This is a genomic window from Paenibacillus sp. XY044, from assembly GCF_002257645.1.
Classification (GTDB): Bacteria; Bacillota; Bacilli; order Paenibacillales; family Paenibacillaceae; genus Paenibacillus_AQ.
The window spans coordinates 383,443-402,415 of sequence record NZ_NQMO01000007.1 but is presented as its reverse complement, the minus strand read 5'-3'; the positions used below and the strand labels follow the sequence as shown (position 1 = coordinate 402,415).

Sequence of the window (18,973 nt, the reverse complement as noted above, 5' to 3'; positions counted from 1 at the left end):
CACCCAGTAGGTAATGATGTATGAGCAGCTCTTGTATGAGCATCGGAATCACGTTCGTGGCATATATCTTTGCGATGAGGACTGATAAAAATAGTAAAGAGAGGGATACCCAATGAATCAGAGTATAACGGGTCAAAGGCATAACGGCTTCTCCGAAACAGGACTGCGCAGAGTGCGTGACGTGCTGGCACGGCATGTCGAGTCCGGAAAGATTCCTGGGCTAGTCGCCCTGGTCAGCCGGAACGGTGAGACTCATGTCGAAGCGCTCGGCACGATGCGTCACGACGGTGGCGCGCCGATGCGCCGGGACACGATCTTCCGGATGGCGTCCACTTCCAAGCCGGTCGCGATGGCTGCGGCGATGGTTCTGCTCGACGAGTGCAGGCTGCGTCTTGACGACCTGGTAGAACCGTGGCTGCCCGAACTTGCGGATCGGCGAGTGCTGAAGCGGGCCGACGGCCCGCTGGACGATACCGTGCCGGCGCGGCGGCCGATCATCGTACGGGACCTGTTGACCTCCACGTTCGGGCTCGGTATGGATATGACGTCACTGGGCACTCCGATCATGAACGCGATCTTCGAGCAGGGCCTCACGCCCGATCTACCGGAGCCGATGCCCGAACCGGATGAGTGGATGCGCCGCCTTGGTGCGCTTCCGCTGATGCACCAGCCCGGAGAACGCTGGCAATACCACATCAGCAACGATCTACTTGGCGTGCTCGTGGCCAGGGTCACGGGCCAGTCGTTTGAGACGTTCCTGCGCGAGCGCATCTTCGAGCCCCTCGGCATGAAAGACACGGGTTTCCATGTGCCCGCCGACAAAATCAACCGCCTGCCGCCTCTTTACGCACCCAACCCGCAGACCGGAGAGTTCATCGTGTGGGACGAAGCCGAGGGGGGACGCTACAGCCAGCCTCCGGCATTCCAGGGTGGTGGAGGCGGACTTTCCTCCACTGTTGACGACTACCACGCCTACTTCCAAATGCTGCTGAATCAGGGGATGCACGGGACGGAGCGAATCCTGTCCCGGCCCGCCGTCCAACTGATGACCACCAACCGCCTCACGCCCGAGCAGCAAGCCGCCCGAAACGCCATGGCCACCAACAACGTCCATGTGTCATTCGGCCAAGGACAGCACGGCGGCTGGGGCTTCGGGATGGCGGTGCGCACCTACCGCGGCGACTACGCGCCTATCGGCCAGTTCGGCTGGGACGGAGGAAGCGGTACCTCGACCTACGCCGACCCGGTCACCGGGCTCACAGGAATCCTGCTCACCCAGGTTGGGATGTCAACTCCGGATTCAGCGCGGCTTATCCACGACTTCTGGGCCACGATCTACCAGGCAATTGAAGACTGAGACACTGAGCCCGTAGTTCGTTGTTCGTTTAAAAAAAACGGTGAATCAATTAATATTTCCCAGTTTATTATCATATTTTGCGGGTAGTATCAGCTTCGCTGGTACTACCCCCAGAAAAGGCTCAGTGGGTGATGGAATGGTTTTCTTATTCGAATATCCATATGGACTGCTCATATCATGATCCCATTCAATATCCCTTTTGAATATTAGATGGGATCATGATATGATGGCGTAATACCCTTTTGGGGGTCATCATTTTAGGAGTGTTGTCAATGCCTTTACAAATGCATGAAGATTTTATTATCCAAGCAAAAGAAAAGCTTCGTCAGGACAATCGTATACGGGGTCTTCTTGCAGGAGGATCCATGATAACAGGTATTATGGATGAATACAGTGACTTAGATTTTATTGTTGTTTACGATGCTTGTTATAAAGAAGAGATCATGAAAAACCGTATGCAGATTGCAGAAAAATTAGGGCATTTGTTATCTGCCTTTACAGGCGAACATGTAGGGGAACCGAGGCTTTTGATATGCTTGTATGGACAACCGTTGCTGCACGTTGATTTGAAATTTGTTACTATTCAGGAACTTGAACAACGGGTTGAGAATCCTGTAATCCTCTGGGAAAGGGGAGAGGAAGTTAGTCATTTATTTCAAAGAACAGCTTCGAACTTTCCTTACCCTGATCCACAATGGATCGAGGATCGATTTTGGATATGGATACATTATGGTGCGTCAAAACTTGGCAGGGGAGAATTGTTCGAGCTCATCGATCACCTCAGCTTTATGCGTAACACCGTGATTGGGCCATTGCTTCATATCAAGAACGGTGAACTTCCAAGAGGGGTACGAAAACTCGAAGAATATGAGGGCGAAGAGCTTGATGAACTTAAAGAAACGATACCAAACCACAGTACGGAGAGTTGTTATCACGCTTTAAAAAAGACCATTCATCTTTATCAACGACTACGTCAGCATTTAGGGGATTTCGAATATAAAAGTGAAGCGGAGCAAGCTTCAATAGCTTACTTGGAGTCTGTTTACTCTTCCAAATAGCCGCGTACCTGCGGCTTTTTTTATTTTTACGATAAGTGTTTTTATCAAAACACGAGGAAAAAGTCTGAACTAGTAGAACATATCATCTTTTTCTTAAAGGCTTGTTAAACACAAACTTCAACGTACAGCTTTTTCTTGCTGAAGGGCAGGAGAGTTGGAATACTGTGATACAAGATAGAGGCTCTCTTTTGTGTTTTCATGTGTTATTATATGGAAATAAAACGAAAATGGGGGTAGATTTTATTGCAGAGGATTAAATTTATGTATAAACAATTCCTAAGAGAACCTCTGTGGTTTAAAATTCTTATTTTTTCAACTTTGCTCGTTGCGATAGTATTTAGCAATTCATTTTTTTCGGATAATGGATATTACCAAAGCGCGGCAAAATTTGCTGCGGCAATTTTTTTCTCTTCATATGGCATCAAATTCCGTAGAAATCCTCAACTTTCAGTTATCTTTTTCGCATTAACAATTTTATGTATATATCTGTCCTGGGACAATTTTAACCAAGCTCGCACGTCTTTAAGCTAAGGGCACAATAACCTACCGTCCTTCGAAGTAAGTGGAATAAATATACAAACGTACCGTATTGGAGGTCGTGAAATGGCGTTCCCGACGCATATTGTATCGGCAGGCGGAATTGTGGAAGATGGAAATGGAAATATCCTATTAGTCAAAGCCCATGACGACGGTTGGGTGTATCCTGGTGGGATAACTGAAGTTGGAGAAAACCTGATGGATGGCGTGATCCGTGAAATTAAAGAGGAAAGCGGAATAGACGCCACGGTTAGCCAACTCATTAATGTTGTTTCGAATACAGCGATCCATAAGTGGTATGACGGTGAAACGGATGTGCCTACGAAGGTCATGTTTGATTTCGTGTGTAAAGCTGTGGGCGGAGAGTTAGCGACCTCTGATGAAACGAGCGAATGCAGGTGGGTTCCAAAGGAAAATGTTCTGGATTTGATTACTTTACCTGCAATCCGCATGCGTTATGAAGCTTATTTGAACTTTAACGGCTCTGTGAATTATATAGAGTATGTCACTGCGACTACATCAGAATGTAACGTCAAGCTTCAAAGGTACGTTTAATCAGAGTCATCCAGGTGCAATGTGCCATCGAGGCACTTTGAGTATTCCTATTGAAAGACAATCTAATCCTGCTAGCTTCTGCAGCCGGTCCATTCCGACCGGCTGTTTTTGTGTTCAATGTAACAAAGGTGAGATTTTGTGGAGCTTTTTATTGGGTAGGACACTTTTTAGTTCCTATAGTACTTCAAAGTGCGTACTTCTATTTTATGTGTAGATGCTTCATAATCAATTGTTGTCAGCCGATGAAATAACATTTGTTGATTTAAATAGTCACTTATATCCATATTTATACACTGGGAAATTATATATATATTTTAGGAGGACATCATAGATGAGAAATATACTGCAAGGAAAAATTGGTTTTGGCACGGCACCACTTGGGAATATGTACCGCAATATCCCCGAAGAAGAAGCAATGGCAACCGTGGATGCTGCTTGGGAGAGTGGTATTCGTTACTTTGATACAGCTCCACTTTATGGTTCCGGCTTGGCCGAGATCCGTCTTGGTGAAGCACTGTCGAAAAGAAATCGTGATGAATATGTTTTAAGCACAAAAGTTGGTCGAACTATTTCAGATGAATTGGAAGATCCTTCTGTACGGGATTTAGGAGAAAAAGGGGGATTGTTCGAATTCGGCCGTAAAAATAAAATGATTAATGACTACAGCGCGGATGCAACCCTTCGCTCGATCGAGCAGAGTTTGAAACGTTTAAAAACCGATCGTCTGGACTTTGTTTATATTCATGATTTAGCGCAGGACTTTTATGGGGATGAGTGGATTTCGCATTTTGAGATTGCCCGAACTGGGGCATTCCGTGCGCTCACACGTTTACGTGAAGAAGGAGTTATTAAGGGTTGGGGACTCGGAGTAAACCGAGTAGAATCGATTGAACTCATGCTGGAATTGGAAGAAGCAAAACCAGATGTATCCTTGCTGGCCGGTCGTTACACATTATTAGACCATGAGCGTGCGTTACAACGAGTCATGCCTGCAGCTGAAAAACATCATATGGACATTGTCGTAGGTGGTCCATATAGTTCGGGTGTTCTTGCTGGAGGTACCCACTTTGAATATCAAAAAGCGTCACCAGAAATTATTGCAAAAGTTGAGAAAATCAAAAATATTGCAGATCGCCATCAAATCAGCATCAAGGCTGCTGCTTTACAATTTTCACTGGCTAATCCGGCAGTTGCTGCTGTCGTTCCTGGTGCTAGTCGACCTGAACGAATTGCTGAAGACAAAGCTGCATTGAACACAGTGATTCCGGCAGCATTCTGGGACGAAATGCGCGAACAGAAACTGGTAGCGCCTAATGCACCACTACCCATCAGCGTAAAATAAATAGGAGGCTTATTAAGGAGTGGCACAAAGTAGAAATTGGAACTTTGTGCCACTCCTTTTTTGCCCTCTATAATAAATAAAGTAATTCCGAACATCGATTGACCTGTTGAGCTTGTTACCAATTATTACATACCGTATAATTTCATTGTGCGACAATGCGTGCACAGGGACGTAAAGAACAAAGAACAAATTTAATAAGATAAGGAAGTCACCTATGAGAAAATTGTTAGTATGCACGCTAGCTATCATCCTTAGTTTAGCTGCGTTTACCCCCGCGATCTACGCTTCTGAAGTCCATGTATCCGTGGATGGGCGTGAAGTGCAATTCCCAGATGGGCACCCCTACGTCGATCAGAAATCCAACCTTACGATGGTTCCACTTGCTTTTGTATCCGACAAGCTTGGAGCTACTACGAAATGGAACGGAAATTTAAAACAAATCACGATCTCGCTTAACCGTGACATCATTATTTTGGTGATTGGCCATAATTATGCACTGGTGAATGGAAAAAGAGTGGATTTTGAGGGGGCGGCGGTGCTTAAAAATGGCCGCACGATGGTTCCACTGCGCTTTATCAGTGAAGCCTTGCACTCCATTGTGGATTGGCAGCCCACGCGCAATCAGGTGAGCATCATGTCTTCAGTGGCCCGTGTTCCGAAAGGAACATGGATATGGGACAGTTACATCCTGAAACAGGATCAAGATAAAATTATAAACTTCGCAAGAATAAAAGGTGTAACATCGATTTACCTTCAAGTTGATGTAGATCTAGATCCGGCAATGTATGAGAGTTTTATTCGAAAAGCCAAGGGCGAAGGAATCCAAGTGGAGGCACTTGAGGGTCGTCCCGAATGGGCCAAGAAGTCTGCGCAGGAGGATATTCAAAAATTTATAGCGTGGGTTAAAAGCTATAATTCCTCTGTTGGCCCGGAAGCGAGCTTTGCGGGACTGCATTTCGATATTGAACCTTATGGGCTAAGCGAATGGACGACGGACAATAAGAAGCTCCTTGAAAGCTGGATGGACAATTTGAGACTGATCGAGAACGAGACTAAAGGGAGCGACTTGAAAATTGCGATCGACGTTCCGTATTGGCTGAATACGATTAAAGTACCGGGGAAGAATTACAGCATGAGCGCATGGATGCTGGAGAAGTTCGATTCCCTCGTCATCATGAATTATCGGAATCATGCGTTAGGCGGCAATGGAATTGTGGAAAATGCGCAGGCCATGCTGAGAGAAGCCTCCACGCTGAACAAGAAGATTGTTATTGCTGTAGAAACGGTTAAAAGCAATGAGGGTCCGCGTGTATCATTCTATTCCATGAGCAGCGATGTGATGGACAAAGAGCTGCAGTCCGCCCATAATCAATTGGCGCACTATGCAAGCTACGCCGGCTTCGCTATTCACGATTTCAAAAGCTGGCAGGACATGAAATAAGAAGCTGCTTGTGTACATTCATATCCAAAAAGTGAATACCGTCTCCTGATAGAAACACCTCTTCATCGCTAAATTGTGGTTAGCAAGTAGCCCACTTAGGATGAGGAGGTGTTTTCTATATACGGTCGATTTAAGAGCGAAGCTTGCTCTGATCTTTATCCTTGAAGTGATGAAGAATAATAGTTATTATAGATCTGTTAAGTCTATATTAGAGGTCGTTATTCCGAACTTAACAGAAAAAAATTCTATGCCGCCGGGGAAGGCGGATCAATGAATGTCCAAAAGGGAGCGAGAAGATGGATATATTTGAAAGCCAGTATGAATTGGTCCAACGCACTAGGGAACCATTATTTCGTTATTGCGAAATGATGTCCCCCACTGATTATGTTAAAGAAGTTGAAACCTTAGGCGGAGTTTCTATCCGCAGTCTGCATGCTCATGTAGCCGATTGTTATAGGGTATGGCTGGGGAGTCGTGCCCTTGGAAAATCACTTCCCAATATAAAACCGGAATCCGTTGACAATGTACAGGAAATGCGTGAAGTGTTTAAGGAAACGGACGCGCTGGTTCATGAATTTCTGAATGAATTTAAAAATAAATGGGATCCTGCCATTCAAGCATCTTGGCAGAGTGACAGCGTAGAGTTAACCGAATTATGGCTTTTTACGCATACCATCACCCACGAATTTCATCATAGAGGACAGATTGTAAAAATGGGCAGGCAGCTTGGGTATATCCCGCCGAAAATGAACCTCGTTAAACCTTTGTGATTTCATGGAGATACATTCGGTAAGTTACGCAGTGCTCGACGATTTGATCCATATGTTTCATATCACCGCCGCAACGGCGTAATACCATGACAATCCGTTGTCAACTTTTGAATGCTATGATCGTGAGGTGATCAGATAATTTAAAAGGAGTGATAAGGTTTGTTTACACACAGGGAAGTTATTGTCAAAGAAGTCCCGATCCATGTGGTCGAAGCCGGTTCCTTATCAAAGCCGACGGTGTTTTTTATTCACGGTTGGCCGACCTGTTGGCTGGAATTTGAAGAAGTGATGAATAGGTTGGCCGATGAGTACCATGTTATCGCTATCGACATTCCCGGTATCGGGAATTCAGTAATTCCTTTGCAGTCATACAGCAAACGCAATATAGCAGAGTATGTTCGAGGGGTTATGGATTGTATGATTTTGTACGATGTCACTTTAGTAGGGTGTGATGCCGGAGGCCAGGTGGCGTATGCCTTCCTGAAGAGCTTTTCTGACAGGCTTTCGCGCGCGGTAATTATGAATGTCGCCATTCCTGGTGTTGATCCATGGAACGAAGTGAAAAGTAATCCTTATATCTGGCATTTTGCATTTCATAACGTACCTGAATTGCCGGAGATACTGATTTCAGGTAAAGAACTTCCTTATTTCTCCTATTTCTATGATGTGTTAGCCGGAAAAGGCAAAAAATTGAGTGATGCTCGCAGGAAATCATATGCCGATGCCTATTCCCGTTTAGACGCATTGAAAGCAGGGTTTGATTTATACAGAAGTTTCCAGGAAGATGAAAAAGATAATGCCGCGTCAAAAAATGATATCGTGTCAACGCCGGTTCTTTACTTGCGAGGATCGGATGAACGCACCAATATTGAAAAATATCTTGCTGGATTTAGAGAAAACGGCCTGCAAAATATCCATGCCAAGGTCATCGAGAATTGCGGGCATTTTTCAGCGGAAGAACAGCCTGAGCAAGTCGCAGTGGCAATAAAGGAATTTATTCAAAATACCATGCTAAGAAGCTAACGGGTTCTTGACCTTTACGCTGCGTCAACCTTTAAAATGGATTCAGAGGGAGTCGATTCAGATCCTTTCGATAATCATTCACGAAGGGGGGAGTCTATGCAGAATATAGTGCAGCAAGCTCAAAAAAAGGGCATAGAGTTGAAGGTTTTCTTAAATCTGCAAATGAGTCCATGAAAAAGTTCTCCAAAAGAAATAAGAGTGGAAGCCCATAATATAATCAATGAAAATGATAAAGCCATCTTCTTTAAAAAATTTGGGATTCCCGGATATATTCTTCATACACCAGGTCACTCGGATGATTCCATAAGTATTGTTATCGATGGGTTGGGTATTTTTACGGGTGATTTGCCCTTCAGTAACCATTCTAATGAGCAGGTTGTTACAAGTTGGTCACGATTAAGAAGTACAAACGAAACCGAGTTATTCCCTGGGCATGGTCAACGCATAATCCTTTGACATCCTCTCCTGATACAGCAATCTATAATACCCACACAATTAAAACCATGAAATAAAACAAGCCGAAAGTGAGGTTGACGAACTTCGGCTTGTTTTGTATGTTTTAGAACAAATCATCGCAAAATTCAATACTTTTCAATCTGCGGAAGGCACTGAGCAAAGCTTGATATTCAGGCTTTTTTTATTTCATGTTTTGTGTCATCAAATCATTCTTCAAGGTCTCCATTCTTTAATATGGTCGACTTAGTTTTATTTTCGCCAGTACATGATCTTAATAACGGCAACCCTTTTCTGATTTTGTGCGATTTCGGAAAAAACAACGATCCTTTATGCTGGATATGGCAAAAGCACATCTAAATTTGAGGAGGAGCTACGATTTATGCAGATGAGCAGGAAAATAATCAATAAGCTTGTGCCCGTTTTATGTTTGGGGCTAGCCGCCACAGCGATAGCCGGCTGCAGCAGTGATGAGATGCCAAAGGGGAGTACGAAATCCGCTGAGTCAACCCAACCTTTGAGCCACTTATCATATTGGAAAGAGATGCATAAGGACGCAGCGGCCATTATGAAGAGCTATGGAGAGATTACCGCTATTAAAGAAATCGAAAAAAACACCGGTGTCACAATCGATTACCAACACCCGGCCCAAGGCCAAGGCGGTGAACAATTCAACTTGATGATGGCCTCGAAATCGCTGCCAGACGTCGTTGAGTATTCGTGGAATAATTATCCGGGAGGCGCACAAAAAGCGATTCAGGATGGTAAGATCATTCCATTAAACGACTATTTGGATGATGCGCCTAACTTCAAAAAGCTGCTGGACGAGAACCCGGAATGGAGAAGGCAAGCCTCTACTGACAAAGGTGATATCATCGGCTTCCCGTTCATCCGCCCCGTTAGAAAACTGCAAACCCACGACGGCCCGGTTATACGTAAAGATTGGTTGGACAAGTTGGGTTTGCCTATTCCTAAAACCATCGACGAATGGTACACGGTTTTGAAAGCGTTTAAAGAAAAAGATCCCAACGGCAACGGAAAAGCGGATGAGATTCCGATCATGATCGGAGCAGGCGAGCTTGCTTTTACTGGCGTTTTTGGAATCCCGAACGGCTTCTATCACGAAGGAAATACGGTCAAATATGGCCCCATTCAACCTGAATATAAGCAATACCTGGAAACCATGAACCGTTGGTACAACGAGGGCCTGCTGGACAAAGACTTTGCAGCCAATGACAGCAAAATGTACGATGCCAAAATGACAGGCGATCAGGTCGGTGCGGCTGTTATGGCTGTAGGCGGTGGCTTGGGCAGGTTTATGGATTTAATGGAGCCTAAGGAACCGCAATTCAAGCTTGTTGCCACACCCTATCCGACATTAAAATCTGGCGATAAACCGATATTCGGTCAAATGGATAATCAGATTGTAGGCATCTTCACTGCGATTACCGGAAGCAACAAGCACGTCGCAGAAACCGTAAAATTCTTCGATTACTTCTATAGTGAAGAAGGACGAATGATCATGAACTTCGGTAAAGAAGGCGTATCCTATACGATGGATAACGGTTATCCGAAGTACACGGACTCCGTCATGAAAAATCCGGATGGATTGCCGCTTGCCCAATCCCTTAAAAAGCATGTCTTGTCCGCTGATGCCGGTCCGTTCTTGCAGGATGTACGCTATATGGAGCAATATGCGGCCAGACCGGAGCAGCAAGAGGCTTTAACAGTCTGGGCAGAACCTTCGAATGAAAATAGAATGCCTCCGATCACCATCGCCAGGGAAGACAATAGCCGATATGCCTCGATCATGAACGATATTGACACATACAAAAATGAAATGATCGTTAAATTCATTATGGGCTCAGAATCGTTAAATAAGTTCGATGAGTATGTCGCTACATTGAAAAGCATGGGAATCGATGAAGCGATCAAAATGCAGCAATCCGGATTGGAACGCTACAACAACCGCTAAAATGCCTACTAAACTGGTGACGGAAAGCTAGTGGCTTGCCGTTCACCAGTGTTCAAAGAAGGAGTAAGCCATGCCTAATGTGCAGGGAAATATCGTAACGACGGCAACGGGGAACCGGGCAGACACGAAATGGAGCATGATTAAAAGGGACATCATCCGGAACCGCTACATTTATCTTTTACTGCTGCCCGTTCTTGCCTATTATATCGTTTTTCATTACGGACCTATGTATGGTCTGCAAATTGCTTTTAAAGATTACGGGCTTGCAGACGGAATTTGGGGAAGTCCGTGGGTTGGTTTCGACCATTTTAAAAGCTTTTTTGGAAATTACTATTTTTGGAGACTGATTCGGAATACCTTGTTGATCAATATTTATGAATTGCTGTTTGCATTTCCCGCTTCGATTATCCTTGCGTTACTGCTGAATGAAATTCGCAAGGGCTTTTTTAAACGGATCGTACAGACGATAAGCTATCTCCCGCACTTTATCTCCATCGTCGTTGTGGTAGGGATGATGATCGATTTCTTTGCGCGCGACGGTCTGGTTAATAACCTTCTCTCCATGATTGGACTTAAACCGATTGCCTTCATGCAGGAGCCGGGTTGGTTTCGGTTCATGTACATTTCCTCGGGCATCTGGCAGGGAATCGGATGGGGCTCTATCATCTATCTCGCATCCATTGCCAATATCGATCCGACGCTTTATGATGCGGCCCGGATTGACGGAGCAGGACGATGGAAACAAACCTTGCATATTACCTTAACCGGAATTATGCCAACCATTGTGATCATGCTCATCCTCAATATTGGATCCATGCTTTCCGTCGGGAGTGAGAAAATTATCCTAATGTACAATCCGATAACCTATGAGACCGCCGATGTCATCTCCACCTATGTATACAGGAAAGGTATCCTTGGAGCCGATTTCGGTTATACCGCTGCCGTTGGGCTGTTCAATTCGGTCATCAGCTTCATTCTGATCGTACTCGCCAATTCCATTAGCAAACGAGTGAGTGAACATAAATTATGGTAAAAGGAGGAACGGTATGCTTTACAAACGCAGCCTGGGTGAATGGATATTTGCCGGCGTCAATACATGCTTCATGATTCTGCTTTGCTTCGTCACGCTTTACCCGTTCCTTTACGTATTATTCGCCTCTTTGAGCGATCCTGCAGAAATGGCCCGATTTCGCGGCATGCTGTTTTACCCTACCGGATTTAACTTGGAGGCATATAAAGCCGTAATGAATAATCCCATGATACTGACCGGTTACCGAAACACTATTTTTTATGTCGCTGGCGGTACAGCAATCAACTTATTCATGACAACGCTTGGAGCCTATGCCCTTTCTCGCCGCAACGTCTATTTCAACAATTCCATCATGTTCATCATCGTGATCACGATGGTGTTCAATGGGGGGCTCATACCAACTTTTCTGCTGATTAACAGTCTCGGCATGCTGGATACGCCTTGGGCACTTCTCTTGCCTGGGGCTGTCAGTTCATTTAACTTAATTATTATGCGAACCGCATTTCAAGCGGTACCCGTAAGTCTGGAGGAATCCGCGCGGATCGACGGAGCGAATGACTGGACCATTATGAGCAGGATTATTGTTCCTCTCTCGATGCCCGTTATTGCCGTCATGATTTTGTGGTATGCGGTAGGACATTGGAATTCGTACTTTAGCGCATTGATTTATTTGCGTGATCGGGAGTTATTTCCCCTGCAGCTAGTGCTCCGTGAAATTCTGATCTCGAACAGTACGGACAGCATGACGACCGATGCAGCAGCCTCAGATCGGTTGGACATCGGGATCACGATCAAATATGCGACGATTATCATATCCACACTCCCGATATTATGCCTGTATCCGTTTCTGCAAAAGTATTTTGTGCACGGTGTCCTGATCGGTGCGTTAAAAGAATGATCGTCACACGAATCGGTCATCCAACGAAGGGAGTAAGCTTGCTCTTCCCGAATTATAGGGATTGAGCAAGCTTTTCTATACTAGGAGGATCGCAATGTTTTCAATCATCCGAAAAAAGAATGCCGGAAGCAAAAGAAGAAGCCTATTCATCAGGATGCTCGTATCCAATTGTCTTCTGCTCCTGCTTCCCATCATCATCTGGTTTGTTTTCTATGCCAATATTGAACATATCATGAAAGCAAATGCGGAACGCTCCAATCTCGGCATGCTGGAGCAAATGCGTCTTAATATAGACAGCAATCTTAAAGATATTGAACATTTATCCAATCAAATTATACTCAATCCTAAGCTGCGGTATTTATTGGATACGGAAAACAAAGACTTATCCGAACGATATCATTTGGTCCAGTTTTCAAGAGATTATTTGAAAATGTATTCGAACATGACCAACAATTTTGTGTACGACTTCTATATTTTTTTAGATCGTAGTGATTCTGTGATCAAACCGAACCTCGTGGCCGATTCGCACAACTTTTACGATAAATATTACAGCTTTGATCATCTTACCTATGAAGAATGGCGTAAGCAGATGATCAGCTACCATAGTCAAACTTACCTGCCGGCTTCCACCTTACAGCGAAACGGCAGTCTGAAGAATGACCCTATGAAAGTGATTACCTTTATGCAATCGCTGCCTGTCGAAGACACCTCCACGATTAAAGGGAGTCTAATCGTTCTGATCGATGAAACCAAAATTCACGAAATGACACGAAAAATCGAGTTCGCAAACGGGAGTTCCGTTTATATCGTGAACCAGAATCATGAGCTCATCAGCAGTACACCCGGCGCAACTCCTTTATCAAACTCCATATTGAATGAACTGAAGTCTAATTCCGGTTTACTCAATACCAATTTGAACGGTCAAGATGTAATGGTATCATTCACCACCTCGGGACAAGTCGGATGGTACTATATTGATGTGATGCCTTTGAATCTATATCTGCATAAGATGAAACAAATGGAGCATCTCGCGCTCTGGGTCCTCTTGTTATGCATCCTTGTAGGGAGCGCAGCTGCATATGGAATCACGTATAAAAATTATTTTCCAATCAAAAGAATTGTAGAGGCGATATCGGCCGGAAAGTCCCATCCACGTAAACCTGCTGTGAATGAAGTTGACTACATCCTGGAAATGATGAAGATTTCCTGGGATGAAGAAAGGCATATTAAAAACAAACTGACTCAACAACTGCCCTTACTTCGTTCTAATTATTTGCATCGTGTGCTTCAAGGCTATTTTGAGCCCCCGGAGCAAATGAAACAATCGCTGGAATTTATGGGCATCCAGTTTCCGTTTCCTCATTTTGTCGTTATTCTCATTCAAGTGGACGATTTGACCCGGTTCGCACCAAACCAAAGCGAAAAACAATGGGCATTGGTGCGATTTATCATCTCCAATCTGGCTGAAGATTCAATCTACGAATGGCATACGATACATACAATAGACTTGGAGAAAGACCGGCTGGCCCTGCTTGTTAATCTCATGCCGGATCAGTTGGGTCATCCGACTTGCCGAGTTAAGGACATCGTCTCCGAACTGCATCGTATTCTGGAGACTAGGTTCAAGCTGGAGATCAGCATAGCCGTAAGCGGCGTTCATAAGGGCCAGCATCAGATTGGAGAAGCTTATTTGGAAGCGGCTGCCGCCTTGGAGTACAGGATGGTAAATGGACAGATGTCGATCTTTTACTATCATGATATTCGCCAGCACAAGCTGCAATATTATTACCCCGTCGAAACCGAGCTGCAGTTAATCAACTGTGTTCGAGGCGGCAACAAAGAGCAAGTTGTCCTGCTGCTTAAACAGCTGTTCGATAGAAACTTTAGCGACGATTCCATAACTCCGGAACTTGGGAGATGCCTATTATTCAGTCTTGCCAGTACCCTGCTGCGTATCATGACTTCGGATACTCTGGCCTACCGGAGGCTTACAGAAGGTGACATACACCCTGTGCGTTTCCTGCTATCCTGTAAAACAACCGGTGAAATGTTTGAAAAAGCGAAGGACCTTTATTTATCGGCCGCCGAATCGTTCAAACTGGAACGGAGCGACCATAGCGAACAGCTCCTTCTGCAAATTCAAGAATGCATTCAAGCGAATCACGCGGATCCAAATATGAGCTTAAATTTATTATCTGAACACTTGCAGATTACGCCCCAATATATTTCACAATTTTTCAAAAAGATGAGCGGACGGAACCTGAACGACTATCTAACGGTCGTACGCATGGATCACGCAAAGGAACTGATGTCGGATCCTGGGCTGACCAACGCACAGATTGCCAAGATGGTTGGTTATACGAGCGACAGCGTTTTCATTCGGGTTTTCAAGAAGATAGAAGGCATTACTCCAGGTAAATATCGAGAGAGCATTTCGAAATGTGCTGGATCAAATGAATAAGAAGAAAAAGCGCGCGCTGGAATATTCAGATTAGCTTAAGGGGATACTGGAAGTGGGCAGGAGATCATTGATTTGATCGATCATGATCATAGAAACACCCGCATTGATCTCCAATGAATGAAACCCTAGTATAAGTTTAACGACATAAATAGGGGGCTTTTAGCGATGTCAATGTCAATCGCGGATATTAAAATACCCGATAGCAAACTGGCCTTAGAGGCGGCTGAATTATTGCGGGAACATGCCGATGAATTACTGTGGAACCATTCGAACCGGGTATTTCTTTTCGCGGCGATCAACGGTAATCAGCATCAATTGAAGTATGATCCGGAATTGCTTTATATCAGTTCTCTTTTCCACGATTTAGGCCTGACGCCTGCATTCCGCAGTCCGGACAAGCGGTTTGAAGTCGACGGCGCAAATGCCGCTCGCGATTTCCTGCAAAGTCGAGGCGTCCCGGAGGAATCGATCCGGCTGGTATGGGATGCCGTGGCCCTGCATACGACGACCGGAATCGTTGAGTATAAAGAAACCGAGGCGGCTCTGATGAATTTTGGCGTCGGTTATGACGTCGTAGGGAAAAACTTCGACCTGATCTCGGAAGAAACTCGCAGGCAAGTCGTTGATGCCTTCCCGCGCAACCGATTTAAGCACAACATCCTGCGCGCTTTCTTGGAAGGCTTTAAGCATAAACCGGAAACGACCTACGGAACGATTAACGCAGATGTATGCGAGCTGTTTCTGCCGGGTTATAAACGGCCTAATTTTTGCCAACATGTGCTTCATTCCAGGTGGGATGAGTAACTAAATTTATGATTCATAAGAAAAAGCATCGTCTTTAAAAGACGATGTTTTTTTCTTGGTCAAAGGTCTCCTTCAGATTTTTTATATCTGCTTTTGGTGGAGCTCCAAACATTCGGGAGTACTCCCGGCTAAATTGCGAAGGACTTTCATAACCAACCCGGAAGGCAACTTCGGAAGCATCCGCTGATTCGGTTAACAGAAGTCGCCGGGCTTCTTGTAATCGAAGCTGTTTCTGAAATTGGAGAGGACTCATCGCCGTGATTTCTTTGAAGTTGCGATGAAAGGAGGAGATGCTCATTTTCGCCATATCGGCAAGTTCTTCTACACGAAGAGGCTGGTCAAAATGATGAAGAATTTGGTTGATCGCGTCCCGGATTCGGTATACGTTGCTTCCTTCCAACGCGATTTGTGCCAAGGAAAACCCGAACGGTCCTTGAAGCAACCGATAAATGATTTCCTTTTTAATAAATGGAGCAAGATAAGGAATATCTGTTGGATGATCCAGCAATTGGACTTACCGGAGGGAAGCATCTAAGAGCGGCGATTCGATTTGGCCGACAAATAAAGCCCGTGCTGCAGTTTCTTTTGGTCGTACTCGAACAGGGGCTTGATTCAATACTTCCAAAATTTCATGATGCGTAAACTCAAGCTTTATGCTTAAAAACGGGGCGTCCGGTGAAGCTGTAATGAGCTTCCCAACCACAGGAACGTTCATCGATGTAATAAGGTAATTGGAAGGGCCGTATTCGAAACGCTCATCCGCTAGGAATACCTCCTTAGACCCTTGCGTAATCAGACAAAAGGAAGGGTTATATACACCATAACCAGGCTCGGATACACGATCGTAACGAATGAATGATAAAGAAGGAATTTCGCTTTTCAATGCTCCGTTTTGGAGCGAATGAATCTCAATCAGCCTAGATAGCTCGTTTTGACGCTCTCGCAGTTCCTCAGACATAACTTCCTCCCTATAAATGATTGCTTCTTCTGATGTCGATTATAGATCAACCACATCGGTATGTTAATGGCAATAAGAGTATTAGGCAATCATTTAAGACAATTGAGATAACGGTCATCTTATAAAATCATACATAATAAAGCCACATTCAATGCGACGCCATTAGTTTTCCCCACTGGATTTCAGTTTAAAGGAGATGCTATTCAGAATGTCCAACATTCAAGATCAAGTCATGGTGTCATGTTCATGAGCTAATTAAATCGAAAGGGTGACCTTAACATGGAAAAGCGTATTTTAGGTAATCTTGGTTTAGAAGTTTCCGCTATTGGGCTGGGGTGTATGGGAATGAGTCATGGGTATGGTCCAGCATCAGATAAAAAAGAGATGGTTTCTCTGATTCATGAAGCAATTCACTGGGGCGTGACATTCTTTGATACTGCTGAAGTGTATGGACCTTATCTAAATGAGGAATTAGTGGGTGAAGCACTGGCTCCATTCAAAGGGCAAGTTGCCATTGCGACTAAGTTTGGCATTCAAATGGAAAATGGCAAGCAAATACTCAATAGTAACCCAAAGATCATTAGACAATCTATTGAGGGTTCCCTCAAACGGCTAAAAGTAGAAACCATTGATCTTTACTATCAACATCGGGTAGATCCAGAAGTTCCGATTGAGGAAGTAGCCGGAGTCGTGCAAGACCTTATTAAAGAAGGCAAGGTGAAATATTGGGGACTTTCTGAAGCAGGTGCTGCAACAATTCGGCGTGCTCATGCCGTACATCCCCTTTCCGCCGTTCAAAGCGAGTACTCCATGATGTGGAGGAAACCTGAGGAAGAGCTTCTTCCTACGCTGGAAGAACTCGGAATTGGTTTCGTTCCATTCAGCCCTCTTGGAAAAGGATTCCTTACTGGAAAAATTGATAAATCTGCTAGATTTGATAGTTCTGACTTCCGTAATATTGTTCCCCGTTTTCAACCGGAAAATCTTGAAGCGAATCAGGTGCTAGTAAAACTAGTAAGTGAGATTGCCGTTGAAAAACAGGTAACGCCGCCTCAAATTGCATTGGCATGGGTCCTTGCGCAGAAACCATGGATTGTTCCGATTCCCGGCACACGGAAATTAGAGCGTTTAAGTGAGAACTTAGGTGCAGCAGATGTTAAATTTACTGTTGAAGAACTCAATAATTTGAACAATGCACTTGGAAAAATTACAATCTCAGGTGATCGCTACCCTGCTGAGTACGCCAATAGAGTAGGAAAATAAAAAAATGCGAGAGGGGGAAACCTTATGGAATTCGTAACTTTAAACAATGGCGTTTTAATGCCTATCCTTGGGTTTGGCGTCTATCAAATTCGAGATCTTGATCAATGTGAACAGTGTGTTCAGGATGCCATATCAGCGGGCTATCGGCTTATTGATACAGCAGCCTCCTACCAGAATGAAGAAGCTGTCGGGAGAGCAATAAAACTTAGTGGTGTGTCAAGAGAGGATTTATTTATTACAACAAAACTCGCTGTTCAGGATGCAGGCTATGACCGTACAAAAAAGGCTTTTGAAGCTTCGCTGAGAAGACTTCAACTGGATTATTTAGATTTGTATTTAATTCATCAACCGTTTGGCGACGTTTACGGTTCTTGGCGTGCCATGGAGGAATTGTACCGTGAAGGAAAAATCAAGGCGATCGGCGTCAGTAATTTTCGGGATGACCGTCTGATTGATTTAATCCTTCATAACGTGATTATTCCTGCGGTTAACCAGGTTGAAACACATCCTTTCTGCCAACAGATTGAAAGTGCCGAATTCATGAAAGCGAACCAGGTAACAATCGAATCTTGGGGACCTTTTGCTGAAGGAAAAAACAACATGTTTCAAAACGAACAATTAGTATCTATAGCCAAAAAGTATAATAAATCTGTTGCTCAGGTGGTTTTACGTTGGTTGACCCAAAGAGACATTGTTGTGATACCAAAATCTGTACGTAAAGAAAGGATTATCGAGAACTTCGCTATCTTTGATTTTAAACTGAGTCAAGAAGATATGGAGCTGATTGCACTGCTTGATACTAAACAAAGCCTTTTCTTTTCACATAACGATCCTGAAATTGCAAAATGGATGGGTACTCGTAAACTTGATATCTAATCTGAAAAAGTCCGGGATTCAACATTTACCAAGTGCATGGAGAACAATTAAAATGTATCCCTGGAGAGTGGGGTTGCCCCACTCCTTTCTTTTTGTGCAGGGATTATAATCCAATTCGACAGTGAAAAGTTTTAATGGAGGGGGACTTAATCGGCATAAAATGGGGTGGCTT

14 protein-coding genes and 1 pseudogene are annotated in these 18,973 nt (G+C 44.4%); 14 read left to right on the top strand and 1 reads right to left on the bottom strand.

The features are described 5' to 3' along the window. Nucleotides 1–112: 112 nt before the first annotated feature. The 12 genes from CJP46_RS26195 (at nucleotide 113) to CJP46_RS26140 (ending at nucleotide 15,704) form a co-directional block, all read left to right on the top strand. A complete protein-coding gene (locus CJP46_RS26195) occupies nucleotides 113–1,357 on the top strand; it encodes a serine hydrolase domain-containing protein (protein WP_094598574.1) in 1,245 nt (414 codons plus the stop codon). Nucleotides 1,358–1,629: 272 nt separating this feature from the next. Continuing rightward, a complete protein-coding gene (locus tag CJP46_RS26190) occupies nucleotides 1,630–2,415 on the top strand; it encodes a nucleotidyltransferase domain-containing protein (protein ID WP_094598573.1) in 786 nt (261 codons plus the stop codon). A 603-nt stretch (nucleotides 2,416–3,018) separates the two neighbouring features. Then, entirely contained in the window at nucleotides 3,019–3,507 is a 489-nt protein-coding gene (locus CJP46_RS26185; protein ID WP_094598572.1) for an NUDIX hydrolase, read from the top strand. Between the two features lie 331 nt (nucleotides 3,508–3,838). Next, nucleotides 3,839–4,849 (top strand): aldo/keto reductase, encoded by a 1,011-nt coding sequence (locus CJP46_RS26180; protein WP_094598571.1) that lies wholly within the window; start codon nucleotides 3,839–3,841, stop codon nucleotides 4,847–4,849. Nucleotides 4,850–5,063: 214 nt separating this feature from the next. Beyond that, the gene (locus CJP46_RS26175) at nucleotides 5,064–6,290 is read left to right on the top strand and encodes a copper amine oxidase N-terminal domain-containing protein (RefSeq protein ID WP_094598570.1); all 1,227 of its coding nucleotides are present in this window, start codon (nucleotides 5,064–5,066) and stop codon (nucleotides 6,288–6,290) included. 296 nt (nucleotides 6,291–6,586) lie between these two features. Then, complete coding sequence (locus tag CJP46_RS26170; protein ID WP_094598569.1) at nucleotides 6,587–7,060, top strand: DinB family protein; 474 nt, start codon at nucleotides 6,587–6,589, stop codon at nucleotides 7,058–7,060. Between the two features lie 159 nt (nucleotides 7,061–7,219). Next, complete coding sequence (locus tag CJP46_RS26165; RefSeq protein WP_094598568.1) at nucleotides 7,220–8,083, top strand: alpha/beta fold hydrolase; 864 nt, start codon at nucleotides 7,220–7,222, stop codon at nucleotides 8,081–8,083. A gap of 835 nt (nucleotides 8,084–8,918) precedes the next feature. Then, nucleotides 8,919–10,511: an extracellular solute-binding protein gene (locus tag CJP46_RS26160; RefSeq protein WP_094598567.1), complete on the top strand. Its 1,593-nt coding sequence runs from the start codon at nucleotides 8,919–8,921 to the stop codon at nucleotides 10,509–10,511. Nucleotides 10,512–10,581: 70 nt separating this feature from the next. Beyond that, nucleotides 10,582–11,544 carry an ABC transporter permease gene (locus CJP46_RS26155; RefSeq protein WP_094598566.1) on the top strand — a complete coding sequence of 321 codons (963 nt, stop codon included), beginning with the start codon at nucleotides 10,582–10,584 and terminating at the stop codon, nucleotides 11,542–11,544. Nucleotides 11,545–11,557: 13 nt separating this feature from the next. After that, a complete protein-coding gene (locus CJP46_RS26150) occupies nucleotides 11,558–12,439 on the top strand; it encodes a carbohydrate ABC transporter permease (protein ID WP_094598565.1) in 882 nt (293 codons plus the stop codon). Between the two features lie 94 nt (nucleotides 12,440–12,533). Further along, nucleotides 12,534–14,900 carry an AraC family transcriptional regulator gene (locus tag CJP46_RS26145; RefSeq protein WP_094598564.1) on the top strand — a complete coding sequence of 789 codons (2,367 nt, stop codon included), beginning with the start codon at nucleotides 12,534–12,536 and terminating at the stop codon, nucleotides 14,898–14,900. Between the two features lie 165 nt (nucleotides 14,901–15,065). Further along, entirely contained in the window at nucleotides 15,066–15,704 is a 639-nt protein-coding gene (locus CJP46_RS26140; RefSeq protein WP_094598563.1) for an HD domain-containing protein, read from the top strand. Nucleotides 15,705–15,738: 34 nt separating this feature from the next. Here CJP46_RS26140 and CJP46_RS26135 read toward each other — a convergent pair. Continuing rightward, a pseudogene (locus CJP46_RS26135) lies at nucleotides 15,739–16,662 on the bottom strand (AraC family transcriptional regulator). A 279-nt stretch (nucleotides 16,663–16,941) separates the two neighbouring features. Here CJP46_RS26135 and CJP46_RS26130 point away from each other — a divergent pair. Both CJP46_RS26130 and CJP46_RS26125 read left to right on the top strand, forming a co-directional pair. Further along, nucleotides 16,942–17,925 carry an aldo/keto reductase gene (locus tag CJP46_RS26130; protein ID WP_094598562.1) on the top strand — a complete coding sequence of 328 codons (984 nt, stop codon included), beginning with the start codon at nucleotides 16,942–16,944 and terminating at the stop codon, nucleotides 17,923–17,925. A 24-nt stretch (nucleotides 17,926–17,949) separates the two neighbouring features. Continuing rightward, entirely contained in the window at nucleotides 17,950–18,801 is an 852-nt protein-coding gene (locus CJP46_RS26125; RefSeq protein WP_094598561.1) for an aldo/keto reductase, read from the top strand. The last annotated feature ends 172 nt before the right edge of the window (nucleotides 18,802–18,973 follow it).

Bases quoted from the DNA above. Each gene is read 5' to 3' on its own strand.
- CJP46_RS26160 (WP_094598567.1), top strand. From the start codon at position 8,919: ATGCAGATGAGCAGGAAAATAATCAATAAGCTTGTGCCCGTTTTATGT.
- CJP46_RS26185 (WP_094598572.1), top strand. From the start codon at position 3,019: ATGGCGTTCCCGACGCATATTGTATCGGCAGGCGGAATTGTGGAAGAT.
- CJP46_RS26190 (WP_094598573.1), top strand. From the start codon at position 1,630: ATGCCTTTACAAATGCATGAAGATTTTATTATCCAAGCAAAAGAAAAG.
- CJP46_RS26140 (WP_094598563.1), top strand. From the start codon at position 15,066: ATGTCAATGTCAATCGCGGATATTAAAATACCCGATAGCAAACTGGCC.
- CJP46_RS26175 (WP_094598570.1), top strand. From the start codon at position 5,064: ATGAGAAAATTGTTAGTATGCACGCTAGCTATCATCCTTAGTTTAGCT.
- CJP46_RS26195 (WP_094598574.1), top strand. From the start codon at position 113: ATGAATCAGAGTATAACGGGTCAAAGGCATAACGGCTTCTCCGAAACA.
- CJP46_RS26180 (WP_094598571.1), top strand. From the start codon at position 3,839: ATGAGAAATATACTGCAAGGAAAAATTGGTTTTGGCACGGCACCACTT.
- CJP46_RS26145 (WP_094598564.1), top strand. From the start codon at position 12,534: ATGTTTTCAATCATCCGAAAAAAGAATGCCGGAAGCAAAAGAAGAAGC.
- CJP46_RS26150 (WP_094598565.1), top strand. From the start codon at position 11,558: ATGCTTTACAAACGCAGCCTGGGTGAATGGATATTTGCCGGCGTCAAT.
- CJP46_RS26155 (WP_094598566.1), top strand. From the start codon at position 10,582: ATGCCTAATGTGCAGGGAAATATCGTAACGACGGCAACGGGGAACCGG.
- CJP46_RS26125 (WP_094598561.1), top strand. From the start codon at position 17,950: ATGGAATTCGTAACTTTAAACAATGGCGTTTTAATGCCTATCCTTGGG.
- CJP46_RS26170 (WP_094598569.1), top strand. From the start codon at position 6,587: ATGGATATATTTGAAAGCCAGTATGAATTGGTCCAACGCACTAGGGAA.
- CJP46_RS26130 (WP_094598562.1), top strand. From the start codon at position 16,942: ATGGAAAAGCGTATTTTAGGTAATCTTGGTTTAGAAGTTTCCGCTATT.